The 24902-nt window shown below is 36.9% G+C and carries 21 protein-coding genes; 7 read left to right on the top strand and 14 right to left on the bottom strand.

Annotation, left to right across the window (positions count from 1 at the left end; genetic code table 11):
• Window positions 1–51 precede the first annotated feature (51 nt).
• Together CLV62_RS00420 and CLV62_RS00415 are read right to left on the bottom strand one after the other, a co-directional pair.
• Window positions 52–1509 (bottom strand): sodium:solute symporter, encoded by a 1458-nt coding sequence (locus tag CLV62_RS00420; RefSeq protein WP_110308813.1) that lies wholly within the window; start codon window positions 1507–1509, stop codon window positions 52–54.
• 17 nt (window positions 1510–1526) lie between these two features.
• On the bottom strand, window positions 1527–2159 hold the full coding sequence (locus tag CLV62_RS00415) for an HAD family hydrolase (RefSeq protein ID WP_110308812.1): 633 nt from the start codon (window positions 2157–2159) through the stop codon (window positions 1527–1529).
• A gap of 231 nt (window positions 2160–2390) precedes the next feature.
• On the opposite strand from CLV62_RS00415, the gene CLV62_RS00410 reads away from it, so the two are divergent.
• On the top strand, window positions 2391–3272 hold the full coding sequence (locus CLV62_RS00410) for a LuxR C-terminal-related transcriptional regulator (RefSeq protein ID WP_110308811.1): 882 nt from the start codon (window positions 2391–2393) through the stop codon (window positions 3270–3272).
• 89 nt (window positions 3273–3361) lie between these two features.
• On the opposite strand, the gene purU is transcribed toward CLV62_RS00410, so the two are convergent.
• The 8 genes from purU to alaS form a co-directional block, all read right to left on the bottom strand.
• On the bottom strand, window positions 3362–4222 hold the full coding sequence (gene purU / locus CLV62_RS00405) for a formyltetrahydrofolate deformylase (RefSeq protein WP_185144237.1): 861 nt from the start codon (window positions 4220–4222) through the stop codon (window positions 3362–3364).
• 88 nt (window positions 4223–4310) lie between these two features.
• Entirely contained in the window at window positions 4311–6170 is a 1860-nt protein-coding gene (locus CLV62_RS00400; RefSeq protein WP_110308809.1) for a DNA topoisomerase IV subunit B, read from the bottom strand.
• A 146-nt stretch (window positions 6171–6316) separates the two neighbouring features.
• A complete protein-coding gene (locus CLV62_RS00395; RefSeq protein ID WP_110308808.1) occupies window positions 6317–7447 on the bottom strand; it encodes a hypothetical protein in 1131 nt (376 codons plus the stop codon).
• Between the two features lie 146 nt (window positions 7448–7593).
• Window positions 7594–8373 (bottom strand): C40 family peptidase, encoded by a 780-nt coding sequence (locus CLV62_RS00390; protein ID WP_110308807.1) that lies wholly within the window; start codon window positions 8371–8373, stop codon window positions 7594–7596.
• Window positions 8374–8479: 106 nt separating this feature from the next.
• The gene (locus tag CLV62_RS00385; protein WP_110308806.1) at window positions 8480–9067 is read right to left on the bottom strand and encodes a DUF1287 domain-containing protein; all 588 of its coding nucleotides are present in this window, start codon (window positions 9065–9067) and stop codon (window positions 8480–8482) included.
• A 172-nt stretch (window positions 9068–9239) separates the two neighbouring features.
• Window positions 9240–10076 (bottom strand): toxin-antitoxin system YwqK family antitoxin, encoded by an 837-nt coding sequence (locus tag CLV62_RS00380; protein ID WP_110308805.1) that lies wholly within the window; start codon window positions 10074–10076, stop codon window positions 9240–9242.
• Window positions 10077–10095: 19 nt separating this feature from the next.
• Window positions 10096–11133 carry an acyltransferase family protein gene (locus CLV62_RS00375; protein WP_110308804.1) on the bottom strand — a complete coding sequence of 346 codons (1038 nt, stop codon included), beginning with the start codon at window positions 11131–11133 and terminating at the stop codon, window positions 10096–10098.
• Between the two features lie 94 nt (window positions 11134–11227).
• Entirely contained in the window at window positions 11228–13840 is a 2613-nt protein-coding gene (gene alaS, locus CLV62_RS00370) for an alanine--tRNA ligase (RefSeq protein ID WP_110308803.1), read from the bottom strand.
• 122 nt (window positions 13841–13962) lie between these two features.
• Here alaS and CLV62_RS00365 point away from each other — a divergent pair, with 122 nt between their 5' ends.
• The 5 genes from CLV62_RS00365 (at window position 13963) to creD (ending at window position 18028) form a co-directional block, all read left to right on the top strand.
• A complete protein-coding gene (locus CLV62_RS00365; protein WP_110308802.1) occupies window positions 13963–14937 on the top strand; it encodes a M23 family metallopeptidase in 975 nt (324 codons plus the stop codon).
• Window positions 14938–15026: 89 nt separating this feature from the next.
• On the top strand, window positions 15027–15368 hold the full coding sequence (locus CLV62_RS00360; RefSeq protein ID WP_110308801.1) for a MerR family transcriptional regulator: 342 nt from the start codon (window positions 15027–15029) through the stop codon (window positions 15366–15368).
• Between the two features lie 378 nt (window positions 15369–15746).
• Window positions 15747–16355, top strand: coding sequence for a hypothetical protein (locus tag CLV62_RS00355; protein WP_110308800.1), 609 nt, complete (start codon window positions 15747–15749; stop codon window positions 16353–16355).
• Window positions 16355–16654: a winged helix-turn-helix domain-containing protein gene (locus CLV62_RS00350; protein WP_110309239.1), complete on the top strand. Its 300-nt coding sequence runs from the start codon at window positions 16355–16357 to the stop codon at window positions 16652–16654. Before CLV62_RS00355 ends, CLV62_RS00350 begins: the two co-directional genes overlap by 1 nt.
• 51 nt (window positions 16655–16705) lie before the next feature.
• Window positions 16706–18028 (top strand): cell envelope integrity protein CreD, encoded by a 1323-nt coding sequence (gene creD / locus CLV62_RS00345; RefSeq protein WP_110308799.1) that lies wholly within the window; start codon window positions 16706–16708, stop codon window positions 18026–18028.
• Window positions 18029–18105: 77 nt separating this feature from the next.
• Here the strand turns inward: creD and CLV62_RS00340 are convergent, their stop codons facing one another.
• The 4 genes from CLV62_RS00340 to rbr all read right to left on the bottom strand — a co-directional run bounded on the left by CLV62_RS00340 (window position 18106) and on the right by rbr (window position 23223).
• The gene (locus tag CLV62_RS00340; RefSeq protein ID WP_110308798.1) at window positions 18106–18573 is read right to left on the bottom strand and encodes a hypothetical protein; all 468 of its coding nucleotides are present in this window, start codon (window positions 18571–18573) and stop codon (window positions 18106–18108) included.
• A gap of 22 nt (window positions 18574–18595) precedes the next feature.
• Complete coding sequence (locus CLV62_RS00335) at window positions 18596–20557, bottom strand: DUF3857 domain-containing protein (protein WP_110308797.1); 1962 nt, start codon at window positions 20555–20557, stop codon at window positions 18596–18598.
• Window positions 20554–22392 (bottom strand): DUF3857 domain-containing protein, encoded by a 1839-nt coding sequence (locus tag CLV62_RS00330; RefSeq protein ID WP_110308796.1) that lies wholly within the window; start codon window positions 22390–22392, stop codon window positions 20554–20556. The genes CLV62_RS00335 and CLV62_RS00330 overlap by 4 nt, the downstream gene beginning before the upstream one ends.
• 252 nt (window positions 22393–22644) lie before the next feature.
• Window positions 22645–23223, bottom strand: a complete 579-nt coding sequence (gene rbr / locus CLV62_RS00325; RefSeq protein ID WP_110308795.1) for a rubrerythrin — start codon at window positions 23221–23223, stop codon at window positions 22645–22647.
• Window positions 23224–23834: 611 nt separating this feature from the next.
• Between rbr and CLV62_RS00320 the strand changes: the two genes are divergently transcribed.
• The gene (locus CLV62_RS00320) at window positions 23835–24830 is read left to right on the top strand and encodes a class II fructose-bisphosphate aldolase (protein ID WP_110308794.1); all 996 of its coding nucleotides are present in this window, start codon (window positions 23835–23837) and stop codon (window positions 24828–24830) included.
• Window positions 24831–24902: the final 72 nt, after the last annotated feature.

The raw sequence follows: 24902 nt of genomic DNA, 5'->3' as shown, positions 1-24902 counted from the left end.
TCTCTATAAAGTATTAAAGCAGATATCATTTCAAATGGTATCTGTTTTGTATTATATGGGTTTCGGTGTTGTTTTTCGTTCCGAAATGATTAATAATCCGATGACCGTTAGTAATCCGTTTAGCATCAGTATTTCGTATCCTACTTTGTACCTGAAAGAAGTAGCTAATGTTTCTTCAATGAGATAGCATATAATAGGGGCGAGAATGCATACTATGGGTGCATATTTATCCTTAATCTGCACTTTTGAAAACAAGCCCAGTCCGAATAACCCCAAGAGCGGACCGTAAGTATACGATGCTACTTTATAAATAGTATTCAGTACATTGTCTTGCCCGATGTGATGAATAAAAAGAATTACAAGAATAAATACAATACTCATGCCGATATGAACTCGTTTTCGGGTTGTATTAGCTTCTTTATCGTTCTTTTGGTTTATACCCAGAATATCTACACAAAAAGAGGTTGTAAGCGAAGCAAGAGCCGAATCGGCATTGGCAAACGAAGCTCCTATAATGCCAATCGTAAAGAAAATAAGGCAAGGTAAGCCCAGATAATTACTAACCAAATAGGGCAGTATTTCGTCCGACACGGTTGGTAATGCAATACCTTGTTGTGAGGCAAAAACCAAAAGAAGAATACCCAATGACAGAAATAGAAAATTGATAGGCGTGAATAAAAAACCGTAAGTCAGCATGTTCTTTCGTGCATCTTTCAGGTTTTTACAAGTCAGGTTCTTTTGCATATTATCCTGATCGAGCCCCGTCATAACGATGACTATAAATATTCCACTAAAAAACTGTTTGAAAAAGTTTAATGGGCTTTTCCATTCAAAATGAAATATTTTAGAATGTGGACTGTTTGATATAGTGCTGATAGCTTCTCCTAAGTCTAACTTTAATAACGACGATACTTGCCATATGATGAGTATTGCAGCTATAATAAAGCTCAGAGTTTGCAATGTATCTGTCCAGACAATTGTTTTGATTCCACTCTTTCGGGTATATATCCAGATGAAAAGTATGATGCCGCTTACGGTCATCCAAAAAGGAATATGCCAGTGATCGAATACAAGAGTCTGTAATATCAGTGCTACCAGATATAACTTTGCCGCAGAACCTATAATACGAGAAAGAATGAAAAATGAAGCTCCCGTTTTGTAGGAGTAATTTCCAAATCGTTGATCGAGATAGGTATAAATAGACGTGAGATTGAGTTTGTAATAGAGAGGCAGAAGGAGATAAGCAACAACAAGATATCCGAAAAAGAATCCGAATACCATTTGCATATACGACATATTAAATGCTCCGACCATCCCCGGAACCGAAACAAAAGTGACACCCGATACGCTTGTTCCTATCATTCCGATAGCAACGATATACCATGGTGATTTTCGGTTAGCTACAAAGAAGGCATCGTTATCTGAGCTTCCCCTGCTGATGAGAACTGATATGAGGTATAATATTCCGAAGTAGGCGGCAAATATGATTAAAATGGTTGTACCTATCATAGCCTTGTGGTAAACTATTATAAGTTCATAAAATATTCGGTTAGTTCCTTCATGCTGTCAAACTTGTGTGCATAAGAATCTGTTTTACCAAATCCCCACGATACAAATATGAAAGGAACATATGCCAAATCAGATTGTTTTCTGTCCGAATCGGTATCACCTATATACATGGGAGCTTTCAAATTATACCTGTCAATCAAAGTTTTCATATTGATATGTTTAGGCTGATGGTTAGACCCGTATTCTATATAATCGCAAAAGTATTGCTTAGTTTCAGTATATATCATAAAGTCGCGAATGCTTCCTTTCTGACAATTACTCAACATAAACAATTTATATTTTCTTGATAATTGTTCAATACCCTCCAATACATCGGGATAGATATTGCCGCCCATTTTGGGTAGTAATTCATCTGTCTTTACGATAATATTCTGATAGATTTGCTCAATAGTTTCTTCTGGCAATTCGGGGAACATCACTTTGTATATTTGCTTTGCTTCCATGCCCATATAGCCTTGTATATCTTGTTTTGTTAGGGGCTTATCTATTATTCCCATTTCTTTCAAAACTTGTGTCCAGCTATAAGCATAAGTATCTACGGCATCCCAAAGAGTACCGTCCATGTCAAAAATTAAACTATCAGGCTTCATTTATATATAATATGTGGTTATAATTCGGTTCAAAAGTACTCAACAAAAACGGATTGAACAAACTCAGTAGTCCGCAATCTTAAATTTAACGTAACGTGAGGGAGATGTCGGATTATTTCTGTAAATTTGAGGTCGTAGACCTTTTTGTTGCTTTGGTAAGTACAAAAACTAGAGTTAGCTATCTTTTTTTATGTAATATTAAATATTTGCATTTCTTATAATCAAATTATTATGGCTTTTCTGACTCCTTCTTCTATTTTATCCGAAATTGTGAGCGTTAATTATTTATTGATACCCGTTATCAATCGCTTTGGTATTAAGTTAGGATTAGGAGATAAATCGGTTAAGACTATTAGTGAGGAATACAATCAGAATATCGACTTTTTTCTGACTATTCTGAATACATACCTCAATGAAGATTATTTTCCTGAAAAGAAATTGAAGGAGTTCGAGATAGATCTTGTTACTGATTATCTGAAACGGACTGATATGTATTATATTCATGGTCAGATAACTAATATCGAAAAGCATCTAAATGCGTTGATTGCGACAAGCGATCCTAATAATAAGCAGCTCGAACTTATACGTAAACTTTTCATTCGTTTTAAAGAAGCGTTGATTCATCGTATCAACAATGGTTTGCTGGATGATGATACTTCTCAGGCTTTACTATTAGACTTGAAGAATATTCTGATAAAGCATATATCAGGTAGTTTTAATGAGAACCTTTGTTATGCTGTTGTGTTTTCTGTTGATAGTTTACTGAACGATTTGACTAAACACAATCGAATAAGAGAGAAGATATTAAAACCGATGATTGCAGAGTTGGCTGAGGCGGGTATCGATGATTGGCAAAGTTTAATAGGCAAACCTAAATCGCATCAACTATCGGATGAATCGCATACAATTTCTCCTCGCGAATTGGAGGTTTTAAAACTGATAGCTCTTGGCTTATTGAATAAGGAGATAGCTGATCGTCTTAATATCAGTTTAAACACAGTCCTTTCTCACCGTAAAAATATTACGGCGAAATTAGGTATTAAAACCGTTTCGGGACTTATTTTCTACTGTATCAGTCACGGATATATTTCTGCTGACGAAATAGAATTGTAATTGATATACAGTTTTATTGCATCATTTTATAGTAGTTCTAACGAACGTTAATCTATAACCCAGCCAAAGCAATAAAAAGGTCTGTGACCTTATGAGAATAGTATAGTTTTGTTCTTGTAAACCAATACTCTACGATTGATGTGGTATTCGATACCATGAGACAGAACAATCTTTTCTAAATCTTGCCCTTTACGTACTAAATCGGATATACTGTCGCGATGCGATATACGTGTTATATCCTGCTCTATGATAGGACCTGCATCCAATTCGGTGGTTACATAATGGCTTGTTGCTCCAATAATTTTCACACCTCTTTCGTAAGCTGCATGATAAGGTTTTGCTCCAACGAAAGCGGGTAAGAACGAATGGTGTATATTGATAATCTTATTAGGGTATTCTTTAATAAATTCGTCTGTAAGAATCTGCATATAACGTGCCAGAACGATGAAATCAACACCTTTTTCTTTGAGTAGAGCCTTTTGTTTGGCTTCCATCTCATCTTTGTTTTCTTTGGTGATTTTGATTACCTGATACTCTATTCCGAATCGTTCGGCAACCCATCTGAGATCTTCGTGATTACTTATGATTAATGGTATTTCCACATTCCATTCTCCTGCTGTATAACGTGCCAGTATATCGAATAGACAGTGTGACATTTTGGATACAAAGACAGCCATTTTAGGCGTATAATCATTGAAGTATAATCTGAATGTCATTTCAAATTTATTGGCATACATCGTTTGAAAGTATTCGCCAATTTTATCTTTCGGGATCAGGAACTTTGTTATATCCCATTCAACGCGCATAAAGAAGATATCCTCTTGCTTGTCGACATGCTGTTCGAGTTGGATAATGTTTCCTCCATTTACACAGATAAAATCGGTAACAGCAGCCACTAAACCCGGCTGATCGGGTGAATATATCAGAATAGTAGCACGAGAATCTTTCATTATTTTTTAGTTACGATGTTACCGGTCAACAGTGATCATTGAACAAATGCACAAAGCTGGTTCACTGATCACTGTTGACCGATTATTATTAATCTTCTGCCTGAACCAGATTATCTATAATAAATACTTGTCTTTCGGGAGTATTCTTACCCATGTAAAAGTTTAGCATATCTTTCACTAAATCTTCCTTCTTCATTGTCACTTTATCGAGACGTATGTCCTTTCCTATGAAGTGTTGGAATTCGTCGGGCGAAATCTCTCCAAGACCTTTGAATCGGGTAATTTCCGGATTTATACCTAGTTTATTGATGGCTGCAATGCGTTCTTCATCGCTGTAACAGTAGATAGTTTCCTTTTTGTTACGTACCCTGAACAAAGGAGTTTGCAGGATATATACGTGGTTCTTTTTCACTAAATCGGGGAAGAACTGCAAAAAGAATGTAAGTAACAGCAATCGGATGTGCATACCATCGGTATCGGCATCGGTTGCTATGATTACTTTATTATAACGAAGTCCGTCCAGCCCGTCTTCTATATTTAGGGCAGCTTGAAGCAGGTTGAACTCCTCATTCTCATATACAATTTTCTTAGTCAGTCCAAAGCTATTCAGAGGTTTACCTCTCAAACTGAATACTGCCTGAAGATTAGGGTTGCGGCTCTTGGTAATAGATCCACTAGCCGAATCCCCCTCGGTGATAAAGATAGACGATTCGTCCATGCTATCACCCTTTGTATCATTGTAATGAATACGGCAGTCACGAAGCTTTTTATTATGAAGATTGGATTTTTTTGCACGCTCACGAGCCAATTTTGTAACACCGGCTATTGCTTTACGCTCTTTCTCCGAATCGAGAATCTTCTTCAACAGCGTTTCCGATGTTTCGGAATTCTTGTGAAGATAATTATCCAGTTCTTTTTTGATGAAATCACCAATGAATTTTTGGACTGTCGGTCCTTTAGGCCCCATGTCTCTCGAACCCAATTTTGTTTTTGTTTGCGATTCAAAAACGGGTTCTTCAACCTTTATGCTGACTGCGGCAACTATTCCGCTTCGTATATCGGCATAGTCGAAATTTTTAGCGTAATACTCTTTGATAACACGCGAAACAGTTTCTCTGAAAACCGATTGATGAGTTCCACCCTGTGTGGTATGCTGCCCGTTTACAAACGAATAGTATTCCTCACCATATTGATTGGTATGGGTGATCGCAATCTCTATATCTGTATCTTTGAAATGCATGATAGGGTAGAGGGCTTCAGAAGTCATATTTTCGTTCAAAAGATCTACCAGACCATTTTTCGATAAGAATTTTTTGCCATTGTATATTATTGTCAATCCGGTATTCAGATAGACGTAGTTCTTCAATAAGCTTTCTACATACTCGTCTCTGTACAGGTATTCGCCGAATATGGTAGTATCGGGAATAAACTCTACAAGAGTACCGTTGTTTTGTGTAGTTGGTTCTATAGATGCTTCGTTGGTTACTATGGCTTTACTGAACTCAACCCAAACGGTTTGTTTTTCTCTGAAAGCTTGAATCTTAAAATAGGATGACAAAGCATTTACCGCCTTGATACCGACTCCATTTAAACCTACCGATTTTTTAAATGCTTTAGAGTCGTATTTAGCACCGGTATTCATTTTAGATGATACATCCTTCACTTTACCCAGAGGTACTCCACGACCATGGTCACGGATAAATACTTCCCCGTCTTTGATGGTTACTTCTATCGTTTTTCCGAACCCCATCATGTATTCGTCAATAGAGTTGTCGAGTACTTCCTTCAGAAGTACATATATTCCGTCGTCGGGAGAAGTTCCGTCGCCCAGTTTTCCGATATACATACCCGGACGGCGACGTATATGCTCTTGCCAATCAAGAGTTTTTATGTCGTCATCAGAATAATTTTCCTGAGGTAAATTGATCTCTAATTCTTCTTCTTCCATAGATATTCGTGTGTCAAAAATCAGCTTTCTAGCAAAGATAGTGAATTTTTAGAAAATGAATCAAGCGAACTTTATTATTAAAAAGTCCGCTTGATGTTATTTGTAATTATTTGATTGCAAATCTTGAGATAAATAGCTTTATCAGCTTATATCTTTTTCATAAAAGCTCTTCTTGTTTTATGATGTTCGGCATTAAAGCCATCCCATAGTGCTGATACCTTGTTGTTTTGTTCCAATTCGGGATTACTCTCCGCAAAATGGAATCCACTTTTATGGGCCGATGGTATAAAGTCGTTGAATATCATAGCGTTCACTCCTTTTCCCTGATATTCGGGTGCGATGCCGATGAGTAAAAGGTCGATCACTTTATTACTCTTAAACTTAAGAGCCTTAAGTAAATGATACCATCCTGTGGGGAATAATTTTCCTCCCGATTTTTGCAATGCTAATGATAAGCTGGGCATTCCGATTCCAAAAGCAACAAGTTCGTCGGTATCTTCTTTGATTATAAGCGACACAATATCCCATCTCAATAATGGAACATACATCTTTACATAATAATCGATTTGCTTCTGAGTCAACGGTACAAATCCGTAAAGTGGAGCATAAGCCTCATTCAGAAGATTGAAGAGTTTATCTACATACGGTGTGATTTGCTTTAGATTTTTAAACTTAAGAAGTTTTAGCCCATATTTATTGGCAATTATATTGGCGATGCGTTGGTGTCTTTCGGGTACGGCTTCGGGTACAGGAATATAGAATTCGTGCCAGTCCACATCTTTTTCGTATCCCATACGTTCTATCTGATCCTTGTAATAAGGATAGCTATAGGTGGTAGCCATAGTGCTGATTCTGTCATAACCGAAGACTAGCAATCCTTCGTGGTCGAGATCAGTAAAACCCATTGGTCCCTGTATGGCGTTCATACCTTTTTTGCGAGCCCATTCTTCGGCTGTTCCAAAGAGTGCATCCACTACTTCGTTGTCATCTATGAAATCGACAAAACCAAAACGTGCATGCTTTTGGTTCCATATTTCATTCGATCTGTGATTGATAATTGCAGCAATACGCCCTACAATTTTATTGTCTCTATAAGCTAGAAATAGCTGTTGTTCGCAGAAATCAAATGCAGGGTTTTTTTCAGAATCCAATGTTCCTAATTCGTCTAATACCAATGATGGTACATAGTAGGGACAGTCTTTATAGAGGTTGATAGGGAACTTGATAAATTTCTTTTTAGAAGCTTTATCGCTTATTGGCACAATTTTTACCGACATTCTTGTTTTTATTAATAATCAAGTAACACTATATATTTATTTTATAGCTGTCTCTAGCTATTATGCTTAACAAAGTAATAAAATGGTCTAAGACCTTACTACTTTTTGACTTTGTGGCAAAGATAAGATTTTTTACCGAAAGTGAGTTATACTCGTTTTATTGTTGATAGACTATGGGTGTACTTGTCTGACTCTTCGTTATAGATACCTTGTTTGTCAACTCTTTCTATTTTTACTTTACCAGAGGCATGTATAATCTTATTGTTTCCGAGATATATCCCGACATGGGTTATGCGCCCTTCTTTCTCGAAAAACAATAGGTCATTGGGTTGTGTTTCTTCTAAAGTTTCAACTTTTAGACCTTCTAAAGCCTGCATACCTGCATCACGAGGCAATGTAAATCCATTCATAGCATATACTGTCTGCACGAAGCCGGAGCAGTCTATCCCTAATATGTTTTTACCCCCCCATAAATATGGTGTGTTGAGAAAGAGCATAGCAGATTCAATGATGTTGTTCTTATTGCTTTCGGGTAGATAAGTTACAAATGTCGGGTGAATCTGAAATACTTTTCCACCAATCTCAAAGTTACTCCTCTCCGGACTATAAAGAGGAAGAAGGCTTCCTGCCGATAAGCGGTATATAGTTTTATCGGTCATACAGAATATGTCGGCAATAGGTACGCAGGTTCTAAATACCGGATGATTGATTATCTTTTTATATGTTTCTTGATCAACTTCAGTCAGTGATTTAGAGTCTGCCCATCCTTGGTAATCATCCCCAGAGTTTTTAATTTTGACAAAAGAGCCCGATTCTTCGAGTATTTCACAAGTATCACCAAATAGTAACTGGGTGACCATCTCGGACGCTTCGCTGGCTTCGGAGCGAATAGGCAAGGCTGTATTTAAATAGATAGCATATTTCATATCTGTGCTGTTTTTTTAAGTAGATGAAACTATTTAATGATGTACTTTTAAATTGTAGTAACCTATTGCTGTTATGTTTACCAACGCAACAAAAAGGTTTGAGACCTTATTTGTATCTGTAATGACCCACAATTTTCCAAGCGAATAAACAGTCTTCCATAACTTGTCCACCTCCTATATTGTGTACAATGAGATTTCGTTTTCCATCTTTTGATTTTCTGTCTACGACTATTCCTATGTGTGCCAATCCATTGTTGAGTGTCCATGATACAATATCTCCGGGTTGGTAATCTTCAGGCTTTGTTGTTATAGGTTTTGTTGTACCATTCCTCGTGAAAAATGTTTCCAGATTATAGACCCGACGGTGATCGATATTGGTATCTGTCTTTTTTAATCCCCATTTCTTCTGACTGGGGTATTTGCTGAAATTGGCTTTCATATCTTCATGCACCTTCTTCTGTAAATCGATATTCACTTTCCGATATGCTCTTATAATAACATCGGTGCATACTCCTTTATCTGCCGGAACATCACCGTTTGGATAAGGTATACTAAAATAGGCAGGGTCATACTTGACTTTCGATCCGGTTAATTCTATAGCAGCATCTGATAGCCGGTTGTAGAAATCATTTTCTTGTGCCGACACTAAAAGACAACTGTATAAAAATGTAATTGTAAGAAATAATACTTTCATTATTAATATTTTTACGACTGAGACCTATTTATTTTCCTCTCAGGTCTAATATAGTTATGGAGAATGTGACAAATATAATGTAAAAGCTTATTTTTAGCAAAAGAAAGAGTCCGTAAGAACAACTTCTATCGGACTCTTTTGTATTGCTGTGACGTTTATTATATATTATTCTCTATTCGATCTTGGTAGAGGTTTTCAGAACGCCGTTTTCATATACTTCTTCTCTGACTCTTTTTCCGGCTTTGTTTTCAAATACCCATTTTCCGTCTTTTTGATTTTTTGAGTATTGCCCTTTTACTTTAAAACTTTTTGAGTCAGCATAAACTTCTGAGTATTCACCTTCTTTTTTTCCGTCAGGAGAATAATTACTTGTTTCTATATAATCGCCGTTATTACTCGCATAATATTGTATTTGTTTACCTACCTGCTTTCCATTTACAAAATTTTTCTCCGATTTGAGAACTCCTTCCAATGTATATTGTTTAACTGCGCCGTCTTCTTTTCCATTTTTATAATTGCGTTCGGTATCGATATTGCCGTTGGTGTAATAGGTGATTTTCTTCTCCAATTCATTTGCTTTATATACTTCAGTGAGCTTTTTATCACCATCGCTATTGTAGGTTTGCCATTCTCCTTCTTTTTTCCCTTTTACAAACTTACCTTCCAGTTTAGGTGTTCCACTGGGAAATAGTTCTGCATATTCTCCATCCATATAGCCATTGTCATAGGTCACATAGACCGACAGCTTATTGTCTTTATAATATTCCCATTTTCCGATAGCATAACCTTTTGCAAATTCGGCATCAATATATTCGGTTGTAAAGCCGGTTATGATTCGGGATTTACCGTTAATGGGTGTTTTCTCTTCGTCCCGGGAATGACCGTACATCTGACCATCACCTAAATTGGTCAGTTCGATATCTGCTAGTTGAATTTGATTTTGTGCAGAAGAATTATTGCTTATCCCGAAACCAATAATAAGAAGAGCTGTGAATAATAAATGTTTCATTAGTGTTGTTTTTATTGTTTTATACGTTATACTTTTCAATCTTCAAGAACAATACAGACCGTTTTTTATCTATAGCATCTATGATAGGATTGAAGATAATCTGCCTTATTTTTTCGATAGATGCACATACTATAAATATGAGAATTGCTATTCCGATTACCGTTAATCCCATAATTAGCGGATTTGTTACAGCATTATTTATTTGTTCTATGAATCCTTTAATTAGTGAGCGGGTATCTGCCGTATCGTGTATAAGATATACACCAAAACATAAGGGTGCTATCTTATTTATTACATTGCTTTTTATTTTTATTTTTCTGAAAGTATAAAAAAAGAGAACTGCGCCAAGGATAACAAGAGGAGAGCTATATGCTATCAGTCTCCACGCAATATCCGCATAACTGTTTGCGAGAAGAATATAAATAAGCAAAAGAGTCAGAAGGTAAGTACAAATATAGAGAATCAAAGGTTTCTTAATGTCCTTAATGTATTTACTGCAAAAGCGTGCAAGAATATATATGCATAGCAGATTGAAGAAAGTGCATCCGTCTCCGGAATAGAAATTGTATTTAGTTACGGGATAACTGCAATTAAGATATAAGAGAGCAATAAGAATAAAACCTGACTGATATATATTTAGTGAATCTATTCCTTTATTGATAAAAGGTGATAATATATAAACTCCCAGAAAAGCACTTAAGAACCACCATCGTACATATGTTACAGGAAAGAAACTATGTATAAGTTCTTTGGTTGAGTAATCTTCCGTTGATATGAAAGCATGATAGATGAGATACGTAGCTACCGAATAGAATACTGCCTGTACAATAAATGAGAGTAATGTTTTTGCTTTGAATTTGATGCCATAATAGCCGGAAATGAATACAAAGCAATTTACTGCAATAATGGTGAATACATCCATAGATATAAATAATGCATTCTTGGCTAAACCACTATGTACAATGAGGTGATGTGTGATTATCATGAGCATCAGAACTATGCGCAATAGTTCGATATTCGATTCACGATTTTTAATACCAACTGGTTTCTTCTCCATATGATTCACTTTGTAAGAGTGATATTTCGATAAAATAAAACGATTCAATACTAATTTATTTTATATTGAATCGTCTTATTTTTTGAATCTTAGTCTATTTCAGCTTTTCCAGAATTTCGTCTACAGCTTTTGCTAAACCATCCGAATTTTTACCGCCTGCCGTAGCAAAGTGAGGTTGACCACCACCGCCACCTTGTATATTCTTGGCAGCCTCGCGTACAATTACCGATGCATTTAAACCATGTTCAACAAGGTCGTCAGAGAGCATAAGTGTAAGATTCGGCTTATTGTCTATGTCAGTCGCCCCAATGAATGCGGCATGCTCAGGGAACTGTCCTCTGATTTGGAATGCTATATCTTTTACTATCTCAGCAGGGAAATGTCCTCTTAATGTGAATATCTCGATGCCATTAACAATTTGTCTGCTTTTGATAATACTCTCTTTTACCTGAACAGCTTTTTCTTTCATAAATTCCTCAATGCGTTTTCTCATTTCTGTACTTTCACTAAAGAATTTCTGGAACGCCTGAGTCAGGTTAGGAGCATTGTGCATTAATGCTTTTAGCTCTGTGATAATATCTTGTTGAGCATAGAAATATTCTTCGCAAGCTTCGCCTGTAATTGCTTCTATACGTCTGATGCCTGCGGCAATAGAACTTTCGTTGATGATGCGGAACGAACCGATTCGTCCTGTCGATGAGATGTGAGTACCACCGCAAAGTTCCACAGAATCGCCAAAACGGATTACACGAACCTCTTCACCGTATTTTTCACCGAACAGAGCCATTGCTCCCATTGCTTGGGCTTCGGAGATCGGAATGTTACGGGCTTCTTTCAGAGCAATATTTTCTCTTATCTTAGAAGTTACAAAGCGTTCTACTTTGCGAATTTCTTCATCTGTCAGTTTTTGGAAATGAGAAAAGTCAAATCGAAGAATTGCCGGTGATACAAAAGATCCTTTTTGTTCTACGTGTGTACCTAATATTTCACGTAAACCTTCGTGTAAAAGGTGAGTCGCTGTGTGGTTACATTCCACAGCCGTACGTCTTTCGGTATTGATACGAGCGACAAAATGAGCCGTAACATCTTTAGGCAATTTCTTGGTGATGTGTTCTGCCAGATTGTTTTCACGTTTAGTATCAATAATCTCGATTGTTTCATCATCATCAATTAACCAGCCGGTATCGCCCACCTGTCCACCCATTTCGGAGTAAAAGGGAGTACGATCGAGCACTATCTGATAAAATTCGTTATTCTTTTGTTTGATCTGACGATAGCGAAGTATCTCTGCTTCACATTGAGTATAATCGTATCCGATAAATTCGGGTTCACCTTCACGTATAATAATCCAGTCGCCCGTTTCTACAGCCGCAGCATTACGTGCACGGTCTTTTTGTTTCTGCATTTCGGCTTTAAATCCTTCTTCATCCACACTCATATTATTTTCACGCAATATAAGTTCAGTTAAATCAAGAGGGAATCCGTATGTGTCGTATAGTGTAAAGGCATCAAGACCTTTTAAAACTGTCGAATTGTTAGCTCTGGTTTCAGCTATTTGTCTGTCTAATAGTTTTATACCTGTATCTAAAGTACGCAGGAATGATTCTTCTTCTTCCTGTATGTCTCTGATAATTAATGTCTTTTGTTGATATAGCTCAGGATAAGCTTCGCTCATCGATTCGATAAGGGTGGGGATCAGCTTATACATGAATGCTTTATGCTGATCTAGGAACGTATATCCGTAACGAACTGCTCGGCGAAGAATACGACGGATTACATATCCTGCTTTTGCATTCGATGGTAATTGTCCGTCAGCAATAGAAAAGGCAATTGTACGGATATGGTCGGCAATAACACGCATTGCTATGTCCTTTTTCACGTCTTTTCCGTAAGTGCTGTTAGTTAACTCGCCAATCGCTTTGATCAACGGTTGGAATACATCTGTGTCGTAGTTCGAAGTTTTTCCCTGAACAGCCATACAAAGACGCTCGAATCCCATTCCTGTATCTATTACCTTTGCGGGAAGTTCTTCCAGTGATTTATCAGCCTTACGGTTGAACTGCATGAAAACAAGATTCCATATCTCGATAACATCAGGGTCTATATTTACTAATGTTGCGCCGTCTACTTTTGCGCGTTCTTCATCCGAACGTATATCTATGTGTATTTCGGAACAAGGACCGCAGGGACCTGTATCTCCCATTTCCCAGAAGTTATCTTTTTTGTTTCCGTTGATGATTCTTTCTTTCGGTAGATATTGAAGCCAGAAATCGGCTGCTTCATCATCGCGGGAAAGTCCGTCTTCGGGTGCTCCCTCAAATACGGTTACATATAATCTTTCTTTGTCCAGTTTCAGAACATCTGTCAGATATTCCCATGCCCATGCAATAGCTTCTTCTTTGAAGTAATCGCCAAACGACCAGTTGCCAAGCATTTCGAACATGGTGTGGTGATAAGTATCGTGTCCTACTTCTTCCAAGTCGTTATGCTTTCCGCTTACACGTAAACATTTTTGAGAATCCGCTACTCTAGGATATTTAATAGGTGTATTGCCCAGAATGATGTCTTTAAATTGATTCATACCGGCATTGGTGAACATCAATGTGGGATCGTCTTTAATCACCATAGGAGCAGAAGAAACAATTTGATGTCCTTTAGACCTAAAAAATTCTTTGAACGAATTACGGATTTCTTTAGAAGTCATGATATTTATAACTATGTATTTTGTTTTACAGATTCTTAATAAATAATAGCTTGCAAAAATAAGCTAAAAACTTTACTTTTGTGCCCATCTCAGCGAATAAAATTGAGGTGAATTGATCTTAAAGAATGGCAAAAAAGGTATTTTACATATATAATCCACAATCGCTGACCTACGAGCGAGTGTATCCGAGCCTTGGGAAAAAAATCTTTATTATCATTCGTAATCTTTTGGGAGGTATTGTTTTAGGAGCTTTAGGTTTCTGGGCTTTAATGTATTACGTTTTGGACTCACCCAAGGAGATGGAATTAAAGAAGGAAAACCGATTGATACGCACTCAATACAATGTATTGTCAAAGCGAATGGATAATGTGTCCGAAGTGTTAAAGGATATCCAACAACGGGATGATAATATGTACAGGGCTATTTTCCATGCAGAGCCTATTGCTTCTGCTATACGTAACTCTACGGCAGGGGGAATCGGCAGGTATGATTATCTGATGGAATTGTCGAATCCCGATCTGATTGTGCAGACATCTAAAAAAATAGACTTAATTTCGAAACAACTTTATGTGCAGTCGAAATCTTTTGATGAAATACTCGATTTGTCGAGACAGCAAAAAGACCGCTTGCAACATATACCCAGTATACAGCCTGTCTCTAATAAAGATATGTCTCGTGTAGCCTCGGGTTACGGTACCCGTATCGATCCTGTATATGGTACGTTGAGATTCCATGCAGGTATGGACTTTACGGCGAAGGAAGGAACCGATATTTATGCTACGGGTGATGGGGTTGTTACGTGGGCAGAGTGGAGACAGGGTTACGGAAATTGTATCATGATAGATCATGGTTACGGTTTCGAGACATTGTATGGGCACATGAGTTCGTATGTGGCTAAGCGAGGACAGAAGGTGAAACGTGGCGAGCTTATCGGTAAGATAGGTAGTACAGGTAAATCCACAGGACCTCACTTGCACTATGAGGTACACGTAAAAGGTAAGCCCGACAATCCTGCGAAGTACTACTTTATGGACTTAACTCCTGAAGAATATGATCAGATGTTGCAGATTGCTGCTAACCACGGTCAGGTAATGGATTAATCAGTCATCAGTCAACAATTATCAGTTAACAGTTGTTTGTAACTCGTAGCTGATAACCGATAACTGATAACTGATAACTGATAACTCTTATGATAGACTTTAGTAACAGTAAGAAATTATATTTTACCATAAAAGAAGTAGCACATCATTTCGGTGTAAATGAATCGCTTCTTCGTTTCTGGGAAACAGAGTTTAAAGAGATTAAGCCTCGTAAAACTCCGGGAGGTGTACGTCAGTATACGAGAGAAGATATTGAAGCTATCGAATTGGTATATTCTTTAGTCAAAAATAAAGGTTTGACTTTGGAAGGGGCACGCCAGACGCTTAAATTGAAGAAGGATGAGGAAAGTCGCCGCATTGATTTAATTCATCGGCTGGAGGATATCAAAAAAGAGCTTAATGAGCTGAAAGAGGGATTAGATAGCATCTAGTTAAGGTTTTATGCCTTTTACAATATTAAGAAAGCAGTGGAAATCGAAATTTCTGCTGCTTTTCTTTTTTAAGGTCTAAGACCTTTTTTATTACTTGGGCAAGTACGGCAACTCGAGATCGTTGTAATGATAAAATACGGCAATAAATAGTTGGAGTTATTAAGAGCCTGTTTAAATTTCGGGGATGACATTGAATAAGCATTTGAAACAACCGTCGAGACGTATAGTTATACGCCCGTCAAACATCGCGTGAAAGGTTTTTTCCCCTACACATATTCTTTATTAATTTTTAAACAGACTCTAAAGTAAAAAAAGAACTCCTTTTTGTTGCAGAATTCAAAATAAAGAACCTACTTTGTAATTCAAAGTGAAAAATATATGGATCGCAATGTTGATGATTTAAGATATATCCGTTCTACTATGGAACGTTCTACCAAATTCCTTTCATTGAGCGGGATTTCGGGAGTGGTGGCAGGTTTAGTGGCTTTATGCGGCGCTTATCTTGCTTATCTTATAATGAGAGGGGAGCTTTCTGTGACAGGTATTGTTCTGTTCGATCTTCTTATTCTGGCAGCTATTGTTTTAGTTACTGCATGTTCGGTCGGGGTATATTTTTCGATGAGAAAGGCGAAAAAAACAGGTGCTAAGTTTTGGACACCTGTAACTTTTCAGTTAATAAAAGATGCAGGCTTACCACTTGTAACGGGAGGTTTGTTTAGCCTTATATTGGTCTATAATGGATATTTTGGGATGACTGCTGCTACTATGCTTATCTTTTATGGTATTGCACTGGTCAATGCAGGAGCAAAAACCTACGATGATATTAAGATATTAGGCTTTTGTGAGATAGTTCTCGGATTATTGGCAGGGATTTTGATCGGAAACGGATTATTATTGTGGGCAATTGGATTTGGTGTATTGCATATTGTATATGGCATAGTGATGTACATGAAGTATGATGCTAAATCAGATAAAGCTAATGGATGATGAAAGATATAATATCAGGTCTAAATAAGATATTCGACAGTCGGATACGTCTGGGTATTATGTCGGTATTGGTTGTTAATGACAGTCTCGACTTTAATACTATCAAGGAGTTGCTTGATGTGACCGACGGCAATCTGGCCAGTCATCTTAAAGCTTTGGAGAAAGAAGAAGTAATTGTTGTAAAGAAACAGTTTATAGGACGAAAGCCGAATACCTCTTATAGCGTCACCGATCAGGGGCGAAAACTATTTCAGGAACATATTGATGCACTCGAAAAACTAATTAATCCTCTATCATAATTTTTTTTAATCTTAAACTTTGAATTTCAAAGTTCTTTTAAAATAGAAAATATGGAAACAATGCAGAATTTTTTTGGAAAAAAGACTCTAACTACAAAAATTGTAATAGTAGTTGTATTGACTTTATTGATGTTGATTCCGATCGGAATGGTGAAATCTCTTATCAAAGAGCGTGAAGGTAATAAGATTGCGGAACAAACAGAGATGAGCGACAGATGGGGGGGCAGGCAATTATTAACAGGCCCTGTGTTGGTATTACCTTATAAGCAGAGTTTGGTTGAAAAGGGGACAGGAGCTAATTTTATTTATTGCCTGCCCGAAGAGTATAATGTGACAGGAGAAATTAAGCCCGAAGAACGAACCCGTGGAATACAAAAAATTCTGAGTTATCAATCTGCAATGCATTTTGACGGCAAGTTTATATTCCCCGATTACACTAAGCTGAATATAAACGAGTCTCAGATCTTGTGGGACGAAGCATATATCGTTATGGGTATATCGAATCTTCAAGGGGTAAAAAACAAGATTGTATTTAATCTGAACGGGCATCCGCAAGAGATTTTACCGAGTGTGCCGGATAACGATCTTATTAAGTCGGGAGTAATGGTTAAAATGCCTTTGTCGCCTGCCGATATGGGGAAAAGTTACAATTTCGACTTCGATTTGGTACTTAACGGTACAGATGGTTTGCATTTTCTGCCCATAGGAAAGCAAACGAACGTGCATCTTAATTCTACTTGGAAATCAGTAGCTTATACAGGCGATTATGTACCTACCGAAAAGGCAGATATAAAAGACGGAATTGATGCCCAATGGAATGTTTTCGATTACAATCGCAGCTATACTCAAATGTGGGTGGGCAAGAATGATTCTTTCGGTAGTACTAAGTTAGGTTTGGATCTTCTGCTACCTGTCGATCATTATCAGAAAACGATGCGTGCCGTAAAGTATGCCATTATGTTTATAGCTCTTACTTTTCTTGTATTCTTCATGGTTGAGCTGTTGAGTAAGAGGCGAATACACCCTGTTCAATATTTGTTGGTAAGTTTTGCTTTGGTTTTATTCTATAGTTTGTTACTGGCATTGTCGGAACATATTGGTTTCGATTGGTCGTATCTGGTGTCGGCTGTGGCTATTGTTACTCTTATTACGGCATATTCGTATTCTATATTTAAATCGAAAAAGCAGACTGTGTTTATGGGATTATTTTTAAGTGGCTTGTATATATTCTTATATGTGGTTATTCAATTAGAAGATATGGCTCTTTTATTAGGCAGTATCGGACTGTTTATAGCTTTGGCTATAGTGATGTTTGTATCACGTAAAATCGATTGGTACAAAGATGGGGAGGGTGCAGAGGCTCTTTCTGATTAATACTTGAAGTGATAATAAAAAAAGAGAGGAATTTTTCAAGTTCCTCTCTTTTCTATTTCCAATTTATCATTTGCAAGCTATTTGTCCACTTTGTGTCTGATCTTAAAAATGGCTATTGCGATTGTAGACACCAAAATACTTATTACCCAGAGCCAGTATCCTAATTCAAGTGATTTTATCGTTGCTAAACGCCCATTCTCTGCTGCTAAGATTTCATTCCATGTTGTAAATGATAGGGATAGGATTGATGCGGAGACCAAAAAATAGATACATTTCCGATTATTTGTATAGAAATAAAAAAGCCCAAACAAGTATAGTGGGTTTGCAAGCCAGATAAACCATTCGAGCAAGCCACCCCCCACAACTACAATTCCTCCCATAATTAGTAAGGAAATGGAAGAATGCGTTTTCACTCCATCATAATCATCGTAAGTGAATGCAGTTTGAGTCAATGAAGCGATAAAAACTATTAGACTTAGCAGGATAATGCAAAGTTTTGTCTTATCATTTCTACTAAAAACTATTCTCTTTCTTATAATGATCATTTTTTACTGTATGTTATAATTTTTATTCTTTTGCCAATACAATCATATCTGTAAACTGTTTGATTATTTCTGCATACGAATATTTGAGGCGTACATAATCTTTCGCATCATAAAGATTCGTATTAAAGAAATATCCGGCAGTGACTTCTATTTTATTATCTACCTTTTTAGCTGAGTAGTTGATCGACATCAATCGGCTGTCGTGTTTCAGTTCTTTAGGCAGGTATTCTACTTTATATCCCTCGGGTATTTCTATTTCGGACTTATAATCGACATTACGCAGGTAGATCAAGTCGATAGGAAGTGTGCGGCTTTCCTGCTTAAACATATTGTCTGAAACCGACAAATTACAGAAGGGGTGTATAAATAGTTTATCCGATGCTTTTTCGAATCCTGTATTTGACTGAAAAGAGAAACTGAAAGGCTTATCCATCTCCTTGTAATTAGTTATAGTCAGACTATCTGAGATATTTACATTGTTGTTTTTCTTAAAGTAGTTCACTAGGTTATCATCTTTGCCATCGTATATATTGCGAAATTGGTATGCATCCTGTCCCGAAAGTGTATATTGTATATTCACATCCAGTGTCTGTAGTTCAGGCATAACGTTAATTTTGAACGCTTTACTTGTACGGGAAATTTCTTTCTGAGTAGTAACAATCCATTCTTCTGTTTTAGGCTTAACCACTAATGCTTCGACATTGGTGCAGCGGATGGGCAATTCATCGAAATAACGCAAGGGTTCAGTTGCATCTATAAAATAGGTTTTTCCATCTATTTCGACCTGAGCAATTACATAATTGAGAAACTGTTGAAACGGATGGCTTTTACTTACTGCTCCATGATTCCGTGTACTTAAAACAAGTGGGTTAACGGTTATATTTGCCGCTTTAAGAAGACCGATAAGGTATAAATTGATGTTTGCCGCATTACCGCTTTTCGATTTTAAGAAGCCGGATAAGTTATCTGCTGCAAATTTACTGTTTACTTCATCCCATTTGAACATGGTCTTTACATATTGGGAAATCTCAATTGCCTGATCGAGTTGCGATTTATTGGCAAGGTCGAGCGTAGGGAGAAGTTTTTTACCTTCCTTCTCGCTGTTTTTTATATATTTTCCAAAATCGTCTCTTTTCAAAAAGTCATCACATAGGGCAGGCCATGTCGATATATAGTTTTGATTACCTCCTTGGGCAAAATAAATTTTAGAAATCTGGAAATTTATGCTGACCATATAATCTTCTTCGGCACTGATAAATTCTTCGTCTCTAAAAGCCGGAAGGTTTTTCATGCCAAATGTGTAGATTTTTTCTTGATATAGCAGTGAACCAAACCGTATATCGTGATTTTTTGTTACTGAATCGAATTCGTCAAACTTTTTTGTACCCCTTACAATGTAGGTGTATTCATAGTAAGGAATTGCTTTATAAATAAGCTGACTATGTATGACGGGTATTTTTTGCTGAAAATCCCATTTACGCATGTGAAAGAAAAACGGGGTGACAATATGATATTTAAACTCTATGACCGAGCCTTCCCTTACATCAGGAAGGGCGATTTTTTTTACCGATACATCATCGTTGATCTTTTCTTCGAATATTTTTTTTGGATCGAGGAAGCTTTTTGTCGGTTTTCCATTGTCCAGATTATATATTGTTGCTTCTATATCTATTACAGATTCTCCGTTTCGGTTATCCGTATAAAAAGGAATTTCTATTTTAGCATACTCCGTTCCGGCGGCTTTCAATACTTTTATTTTGGTTTTCTTCTCCATATGAAGAAGGAAACCACGATTATCATCTCCTTGAAAATAATTAGTGCCGATGTCGTATATTACTACGGCTTCTGCTTCGGGGTCGGCGGCATATTCAGTCATCGAAATTTCGTACTGGGTAACCTTGCCGTATTCTTCCGAATAGTTCTCCTGAGCATTGCCGATTAGTGGAGCTAGAGCCACAAGAACACATAGGATTATTGTTTTCATAGTACTTCTATATAATAATTTTTTATTTCGAGATTTCTGAGTTGCTGGATAAACTCATGGAATTTACCGTATTCGGCTAAAGGGTAGTTACCGGCTTTTATCAGTATTGATTTATAAACTGAAAATTGATTGTCTTTTGCCTCGAACTGTAAAAGATAATGTCCGTAGGGAGTTATTATCTGTACATTTGGCGGAGTTTTATTTATGGTAGCATTCGGAATCTCATAAACAAGACTATCTTCATAATACTGAGGAAGGTCTATTTGTACATCCTGAATCCTTTTATCCGCATTTTCGTAATAAGGTATTTTTAGAGAATAGGGAGTTATGGAAATATTATTCCCGAATTTTTTATAAAGACTGTGCATCTTGCATTCGACCTGCAATTGTATTTTGGCACTGTCGCGCGATGCTTTTATGAAGTTGAAATTGATTAAATCAAACGATCCTTCGAGTATATTATTGCGTATGTATTTATCGACTGTATTTTTGTTGATATTTGTAGATATATAATTAGCTGCTTCATATTCTACTCCCCGTTGGGTTATTAAAATCTCAGTTCTTGCCGAATTATCGGTATTTAACCGCGTTATTATATTGCGATTGCATAGCACATCTTTCGGACTTTGTGCCGGAGTTGTAATAAGCCGGCTATTTTTCTCGGATATGAGTAATGCTTTTCTGTTTTGAATAGATGCATGAATGTATCCGAATGGCAGATTATTACTGGTGCATTCTAAAAACGTAGTATCATTACCGAATGGAATGGTAAGTATGACATGGTTGAAAGCCTGAGAGGCAAAGTCGGGGTCAATATCTTCTACACGGTCATCCGCATTGATGAGGGTATAATAAGATTTTATTCCCGCGTATTTTAGTATTGCCTGCATGTAATTAGTCAGAGCCTTGCAATCTCCATACCGATTGATTGCTACATATTCTGCCGAGTGCGTTTGCAATCCGCCTACATTCAATTTTACATTGATGTAGCGATTGTAATCCTGTAAATAACGGTATAGTATTTTCGCTTTTTCCCGGTCGTTTTTTACTCCGTTGAGGAGTTCGTCTATCTTTTTTGTTTCGGATTCGGGTAAAATATCCTTACCTGCATTTAAACGGTATACCCAGTTTCCGAAGGTTTGCCAATTCTCTAAACTCCCGCTTACTCCATATGTGAAGTGGAGAGGTATGATTTCCAATAAAGGAGCCTTGCTATTGTTGATGGATGCATTGACTTCTCCTTTCAACGGATCGTAGCTAAATTGCCATATATAGCGTATTGTTTTAGCCGTTGTTTCTATTTTAGGGTTATTAATGTTTTTTTGTTTGTATTTAATGGGCTGATCTTCGGTTGTTTCAACTATAATTGTCGAATTTCTTATTTTTCGACTTTTGTTTCTGTAGTCATACGATGCTATCTGAAAGAACTTATTAAAGGTCATTTTATAGGAGTATACAATTTTGTAGGGATATTGATTGTGTTTGAGTTCGAATTCCTTCACGAAATCGTCTTCATAAAGCGATATATTGGAAATAAAACTCCGGTCTAAAATTTCTTTGCCTTTGAGTTTTCTGATAATATTACCCGACATATCCTCAATCCATGCATCGCCAATGGAAAGTTTGTCGCCTTTAGAGTAAGGTATCAGGATTTCTGCATGATCGTCTCCATCACGATTGTTTATCTGGATGGTGAGGGTGTCGCTGACTGTTAATTTACCATCTTTCACTTGCCTGTGAGATACCGAATTAATGATTTCGCTCGAAGGAGTTTCATCAGCGAGAGCTGTATGTATGAATAGTATTAGTAAGGATAAGGTCAAAATTAACCGCATATGAGCTAATATTAAGTAATGTCGCAATAAAAAGGTCTTAGACCTTGAATTCTGTTTGCAAATATAGTTTTTATAACAATATTGTAATTGATTCTAAAAAGAAAAAGTTTGCACTACTTCTATAAGTGCAAACTTTTATGTTTCTTTATAAGGCTACTTAAATTAAGTAATCCAACTATTTATTGCTACATTTCGTAGCCATAACTACCTTTAATTATTATACCAGCCAAAGCTATAGAGAGGTCTGCGACCTTAGAAGTTCCACTTAAGCGGTTCGAAATATGCTTGCGGATGCAAACAGGCAGGACATTGTTTAGGAGCAGTTTTGCTCTTAATCACAAAACCGCAATTGATACATTGCCATTCGATAGGCTCTTCACGCATAAACACTTCTCCGCTTTCTACTCTTGTCAGAAGAGCTTTGTAACGGTCTTCGTGCATGTTTTCAACCTTGGCGATCATGCGATACATTACAGCTATTTGTTTGAAACCTTCGGCTTCTGCTATATCTGCAAATTTAGGGTATTCTGATGCCCACTCGTCATGTTCTCCGGCAGCAGCTTCTATCAGGTTTTCGGCAGTAGTACCGATCTTTCCTGCCGGATAAGAGGCAGTGATCTCTACCATTCCGCCTTCAAGGTAGTTGAACATACGTTCGGCATGTTCTTTTTCTTGTTCGGCTGTTTCCATGAAGATAGCTGCAATTTGTTCGAATCCCTCATTTTTAGCCGCTTTTGCGAACATGGTGTAACGCATTCTGGCTTGAGACTCACCTGCAAACGAGGTTAAAAGACATTTCTCAGTTTCTGTACCTTTGATACTTTTTTCCATGATTTTGATAGTTTAATTTATTTAGTTGATCTGTTGTATCTCTTATTTAAGGTGTACAGTTGGTATTATGATATTATTAATTATCATAAACATTCTTGGATCTTTCTAGTTGATACTTACAAATTTACCAATTTAGGATGGAACAAAAAAGCGCACTTTTTTATATTGGAAAGCTTGTTTTCTATATGGAAAAATAAGTCCTACTAATTCAGGTGATTAGCAGAATTCAATTATATGTATTTTATAGCTAATTTATAACTATTCTAAGTTGAGATGTGAGAACTTAGTTTTTATACCTGTGGATATAATGAATCAGGTTAACTTGTTTATGATCAAAGGACTCTGCTCGGCAATCGTAGTGCTGTTGAACTTTGCCTTCGATTTTATGTTATAATGATAGATTGATGCAAAGATGAAGATTGTTATATAAAACCCCAATACCATTAATGTGGTATATTATCAGGTTCCGAAAAGAGTATTAAATATAGGTTAAGCAGGTATCTAAATCTCAATTTTTGATTCGTGTAAAGCTAGTTTATTCATATTTATTTTTTACTTTTGTATTAAAGAATAAATATTCTATCAATAATTATTATAATAAAATTAAAACAATGGTAAGTTACAAAGAATTAGGTCTTGTTAACACAAGAGACATGTTCGCAAAAGCAGTAAAAGGCGGATATGCAATTCCTGCGTTCAATGTTAATAATATGGAGCAGTTGCAGGCTATCGTTCAGGCTGCAGCTGAAACAAAATCGCCAGTTATCGTTCAGGCGTCTAAAGGTGCACGTCAGTACGCTAATCCTATTTTATTGCGTTACATGCTTCAAGGAGCTGTTGAGTACGCAAAAAGTTTAGGTTGGGAAAAACCTCAAATCGTACTTCACCTTGACCATGGTGATACTTTCGAAACTTGTAAAGACTGTATCGATTCAGGTTTCTCTTCAGTAATGATCGATGGTTCACACCTTCCATATGACGAAAACGTTGCTCTTACTAAAAGAGTAGTAGAATACGCTCACCAATTTGACGTAACTGTTGAAGGTGAACTTGGTATATTAGCAGGTGTTGAAGATGATGTTGTTGCAGAACACCATACATATACAAAACCAGAAGAAGTTGTTGACTTTGTTTCTAAAACAGGTTGCGATTCTTTAGCTATTTCAATTGGTACTTCTCACGGAGCTAACAAATTTACTCCGGCACAATGTACTAAAGACGCTAATGGTGTATTAATTCCACCTCCCTTACGTTTTGATGTACTTGAAGCTTGTGAAAAAGAACTTCCAGGTTTCCCTATCGTATTACACGGTGCATCTTCGGTTCCACAAGATCAAGTTGCTCTTATCAACAAATACGGTGGTGCATTGAAAGATACTATCGGTATTCCGGAAGAACAATTGCGTAAAGCGGCTGCTTCTGCTGTATGTAAAATCAATATCGACTCAGATAGCCGTCTTGCTTTGACTGCTGCTGTTCGTGAAGTTTTTGCTACTAAACCAGAAGAATTTGATCCACGTAAATATCTTGGACCAGCTCGTGATAATATGAAGAAATTGTACAAACACAAAATCGAAGCTGTACTAGGTAGTGCAGGTAAAGCATAATTGTAGAAGTACATTTAAAATAGAGAAAGGGTTTCAAATTTATTTGAAACCCTTTCGTTTTTTAGGTACGGT

Source organism: Indolivaga alginatilytica (genome assembly GCF_003201355.1).
Lineage (GTDB): Bacteria > Bacteroidota > Bacteroidia > Bacteroidales > Dysgonomonadaceae > Dysgonomonas_A > Dysgonomonas_A alginatilytica.
The sequence above is the reverse complement of the archived record's forward strand: the minus strand, read 5'-3'. Positions and strand labels throughout refer to the sequence as shown.

Coding starts and splice junctions, on each gene's coding strand:
- CLV62_RS00420 (WP_110308813.1), bottom strand. CDS start 1,509: ATGATAGGTACAACCATTTTAATCATATTTGCCGCCTACTTCGGAATA.
- CLV62_RS00415 (WP_110308812.1), bottom strand. CDS start 2,159: ATGAAGCCTGATAGTTTAATTTTTGACATGGACGGTACTCTTTGGGAT.
- CLV62_RS00410 (WP_110308811.1), top strand. CDS start 2,391: ATGGCTTTTCTGACTCCTTCTTCTATTTTATCCGAAATTGTGAGCGTT.
- purU (WP_185144237.1), bottom strand. CDS start 4,222: ATGAAAGATTCTCGTGCTACTATTCTGATATATTCACCCGATCAGCCG.
- CLV62_RS00400 (WP_110308809.1), bottom strand. CDS start 6,170: ATGGAAGAAGAAGAATTAGAGATCAATTTACCTCAGGAAAATTATTCT.
- CLV62_RS00395 (WP_110308808.1), bottom strand. CDS start 7,447: ATGTCGGTAAAAATTGTGCCAATAAGCGATAAAGCTTCTAAAAAGAAA.
- CLV62_RS00390 (WP_110308807.1), bottom strand. CDS start 8,373: ATGAAATATGCTATCTATTTAAATACAGCCTTGCCTATTCGCTCCGAA.
- CLV62_RS00385 (WP_110308806.1), bottom strand. CDS start 9,067: ATGAAAGTATTATTTCTTACAATTACATTTTTATACAGTTGTCTTTTA.
- CLV62_RS00380 (WP_110308805.1), bottom strand. CDS start 10,076: ATGAAACATTTATTATTCACAGCTCTTCTTATTATTGGTTTCGGGATA.
- CLV62_RS00375 (WP_110308804.1), bottom strand. CDS start 11,133: ATGGAGAAGAAACCAGTTGGTATTAAAAATCGTGAATCGAATATCGAA.
- CLV62_RS00365 (WP_110308802.1), top strand. CDS start 13,963: ATGGCAAAAAAGGTATTTTACATATATAATCCACAATCGCTGACCTAC.
- CLV62_RS00360 (WP_110308801.1), top strand. CDS start 15,027: ATGATAGACTTTAGTAACAGTAAGAAATTATATTTTACCATAAAAGAA.
- CLV62_RS00355 (WP_110308800.1), top strand. CDS start 15,747: ATGGATCGCAATGTTGATGATTTAAGATATATCCGTTCTACTATGGAA.
- CLV62_RS00350 (WP_110309239.1), top strand. CDS start 16,355: ATGAAAGATATAATATCAGGTCTAAATAAGATATTCGACAGTCGGATA.
- creD (WP_110308799.1), top strand. CDS start 16,706: ATGGAAACAATGCAGAATTTTTTTGGAAAAAAGACTCTAACTACAAAA.
- CLV62_RS00340 (WP_110308798.1), bottom strand. CDS start 18,573: ATGATCATTATAAGAAAGAGAATAGTTTTTAGTAGAAATGATAAGACA.
- CLV62_RS00335 (WP_110308797.1), bottom strand. CDS start 20,557: ATGAAAACAATAATCCTATGTGTTCTTGTGGCTCTAGCTCCACTAATC.
- CLV62_RS00330 (WP_110308796.1), bottom strand. CDS start 22,392: ATGCGGTTAATTTTGACCTTATCCTTACTAATACTATTCATACATACA.
- rbr (WP_110308795.1), bottom strand. CDS start 23,223: ATGGAAAAAAGTATCAAAGGTACAGAAACTGAGAAATGTCTTTTAACC.
- CLV62_RS00320 (WP_110308794.1), top strand. CDS start 23,835: ATGGTAAGTTACAAAGAATTAGGTCTTGTTAACACAAGAGACATGTTC.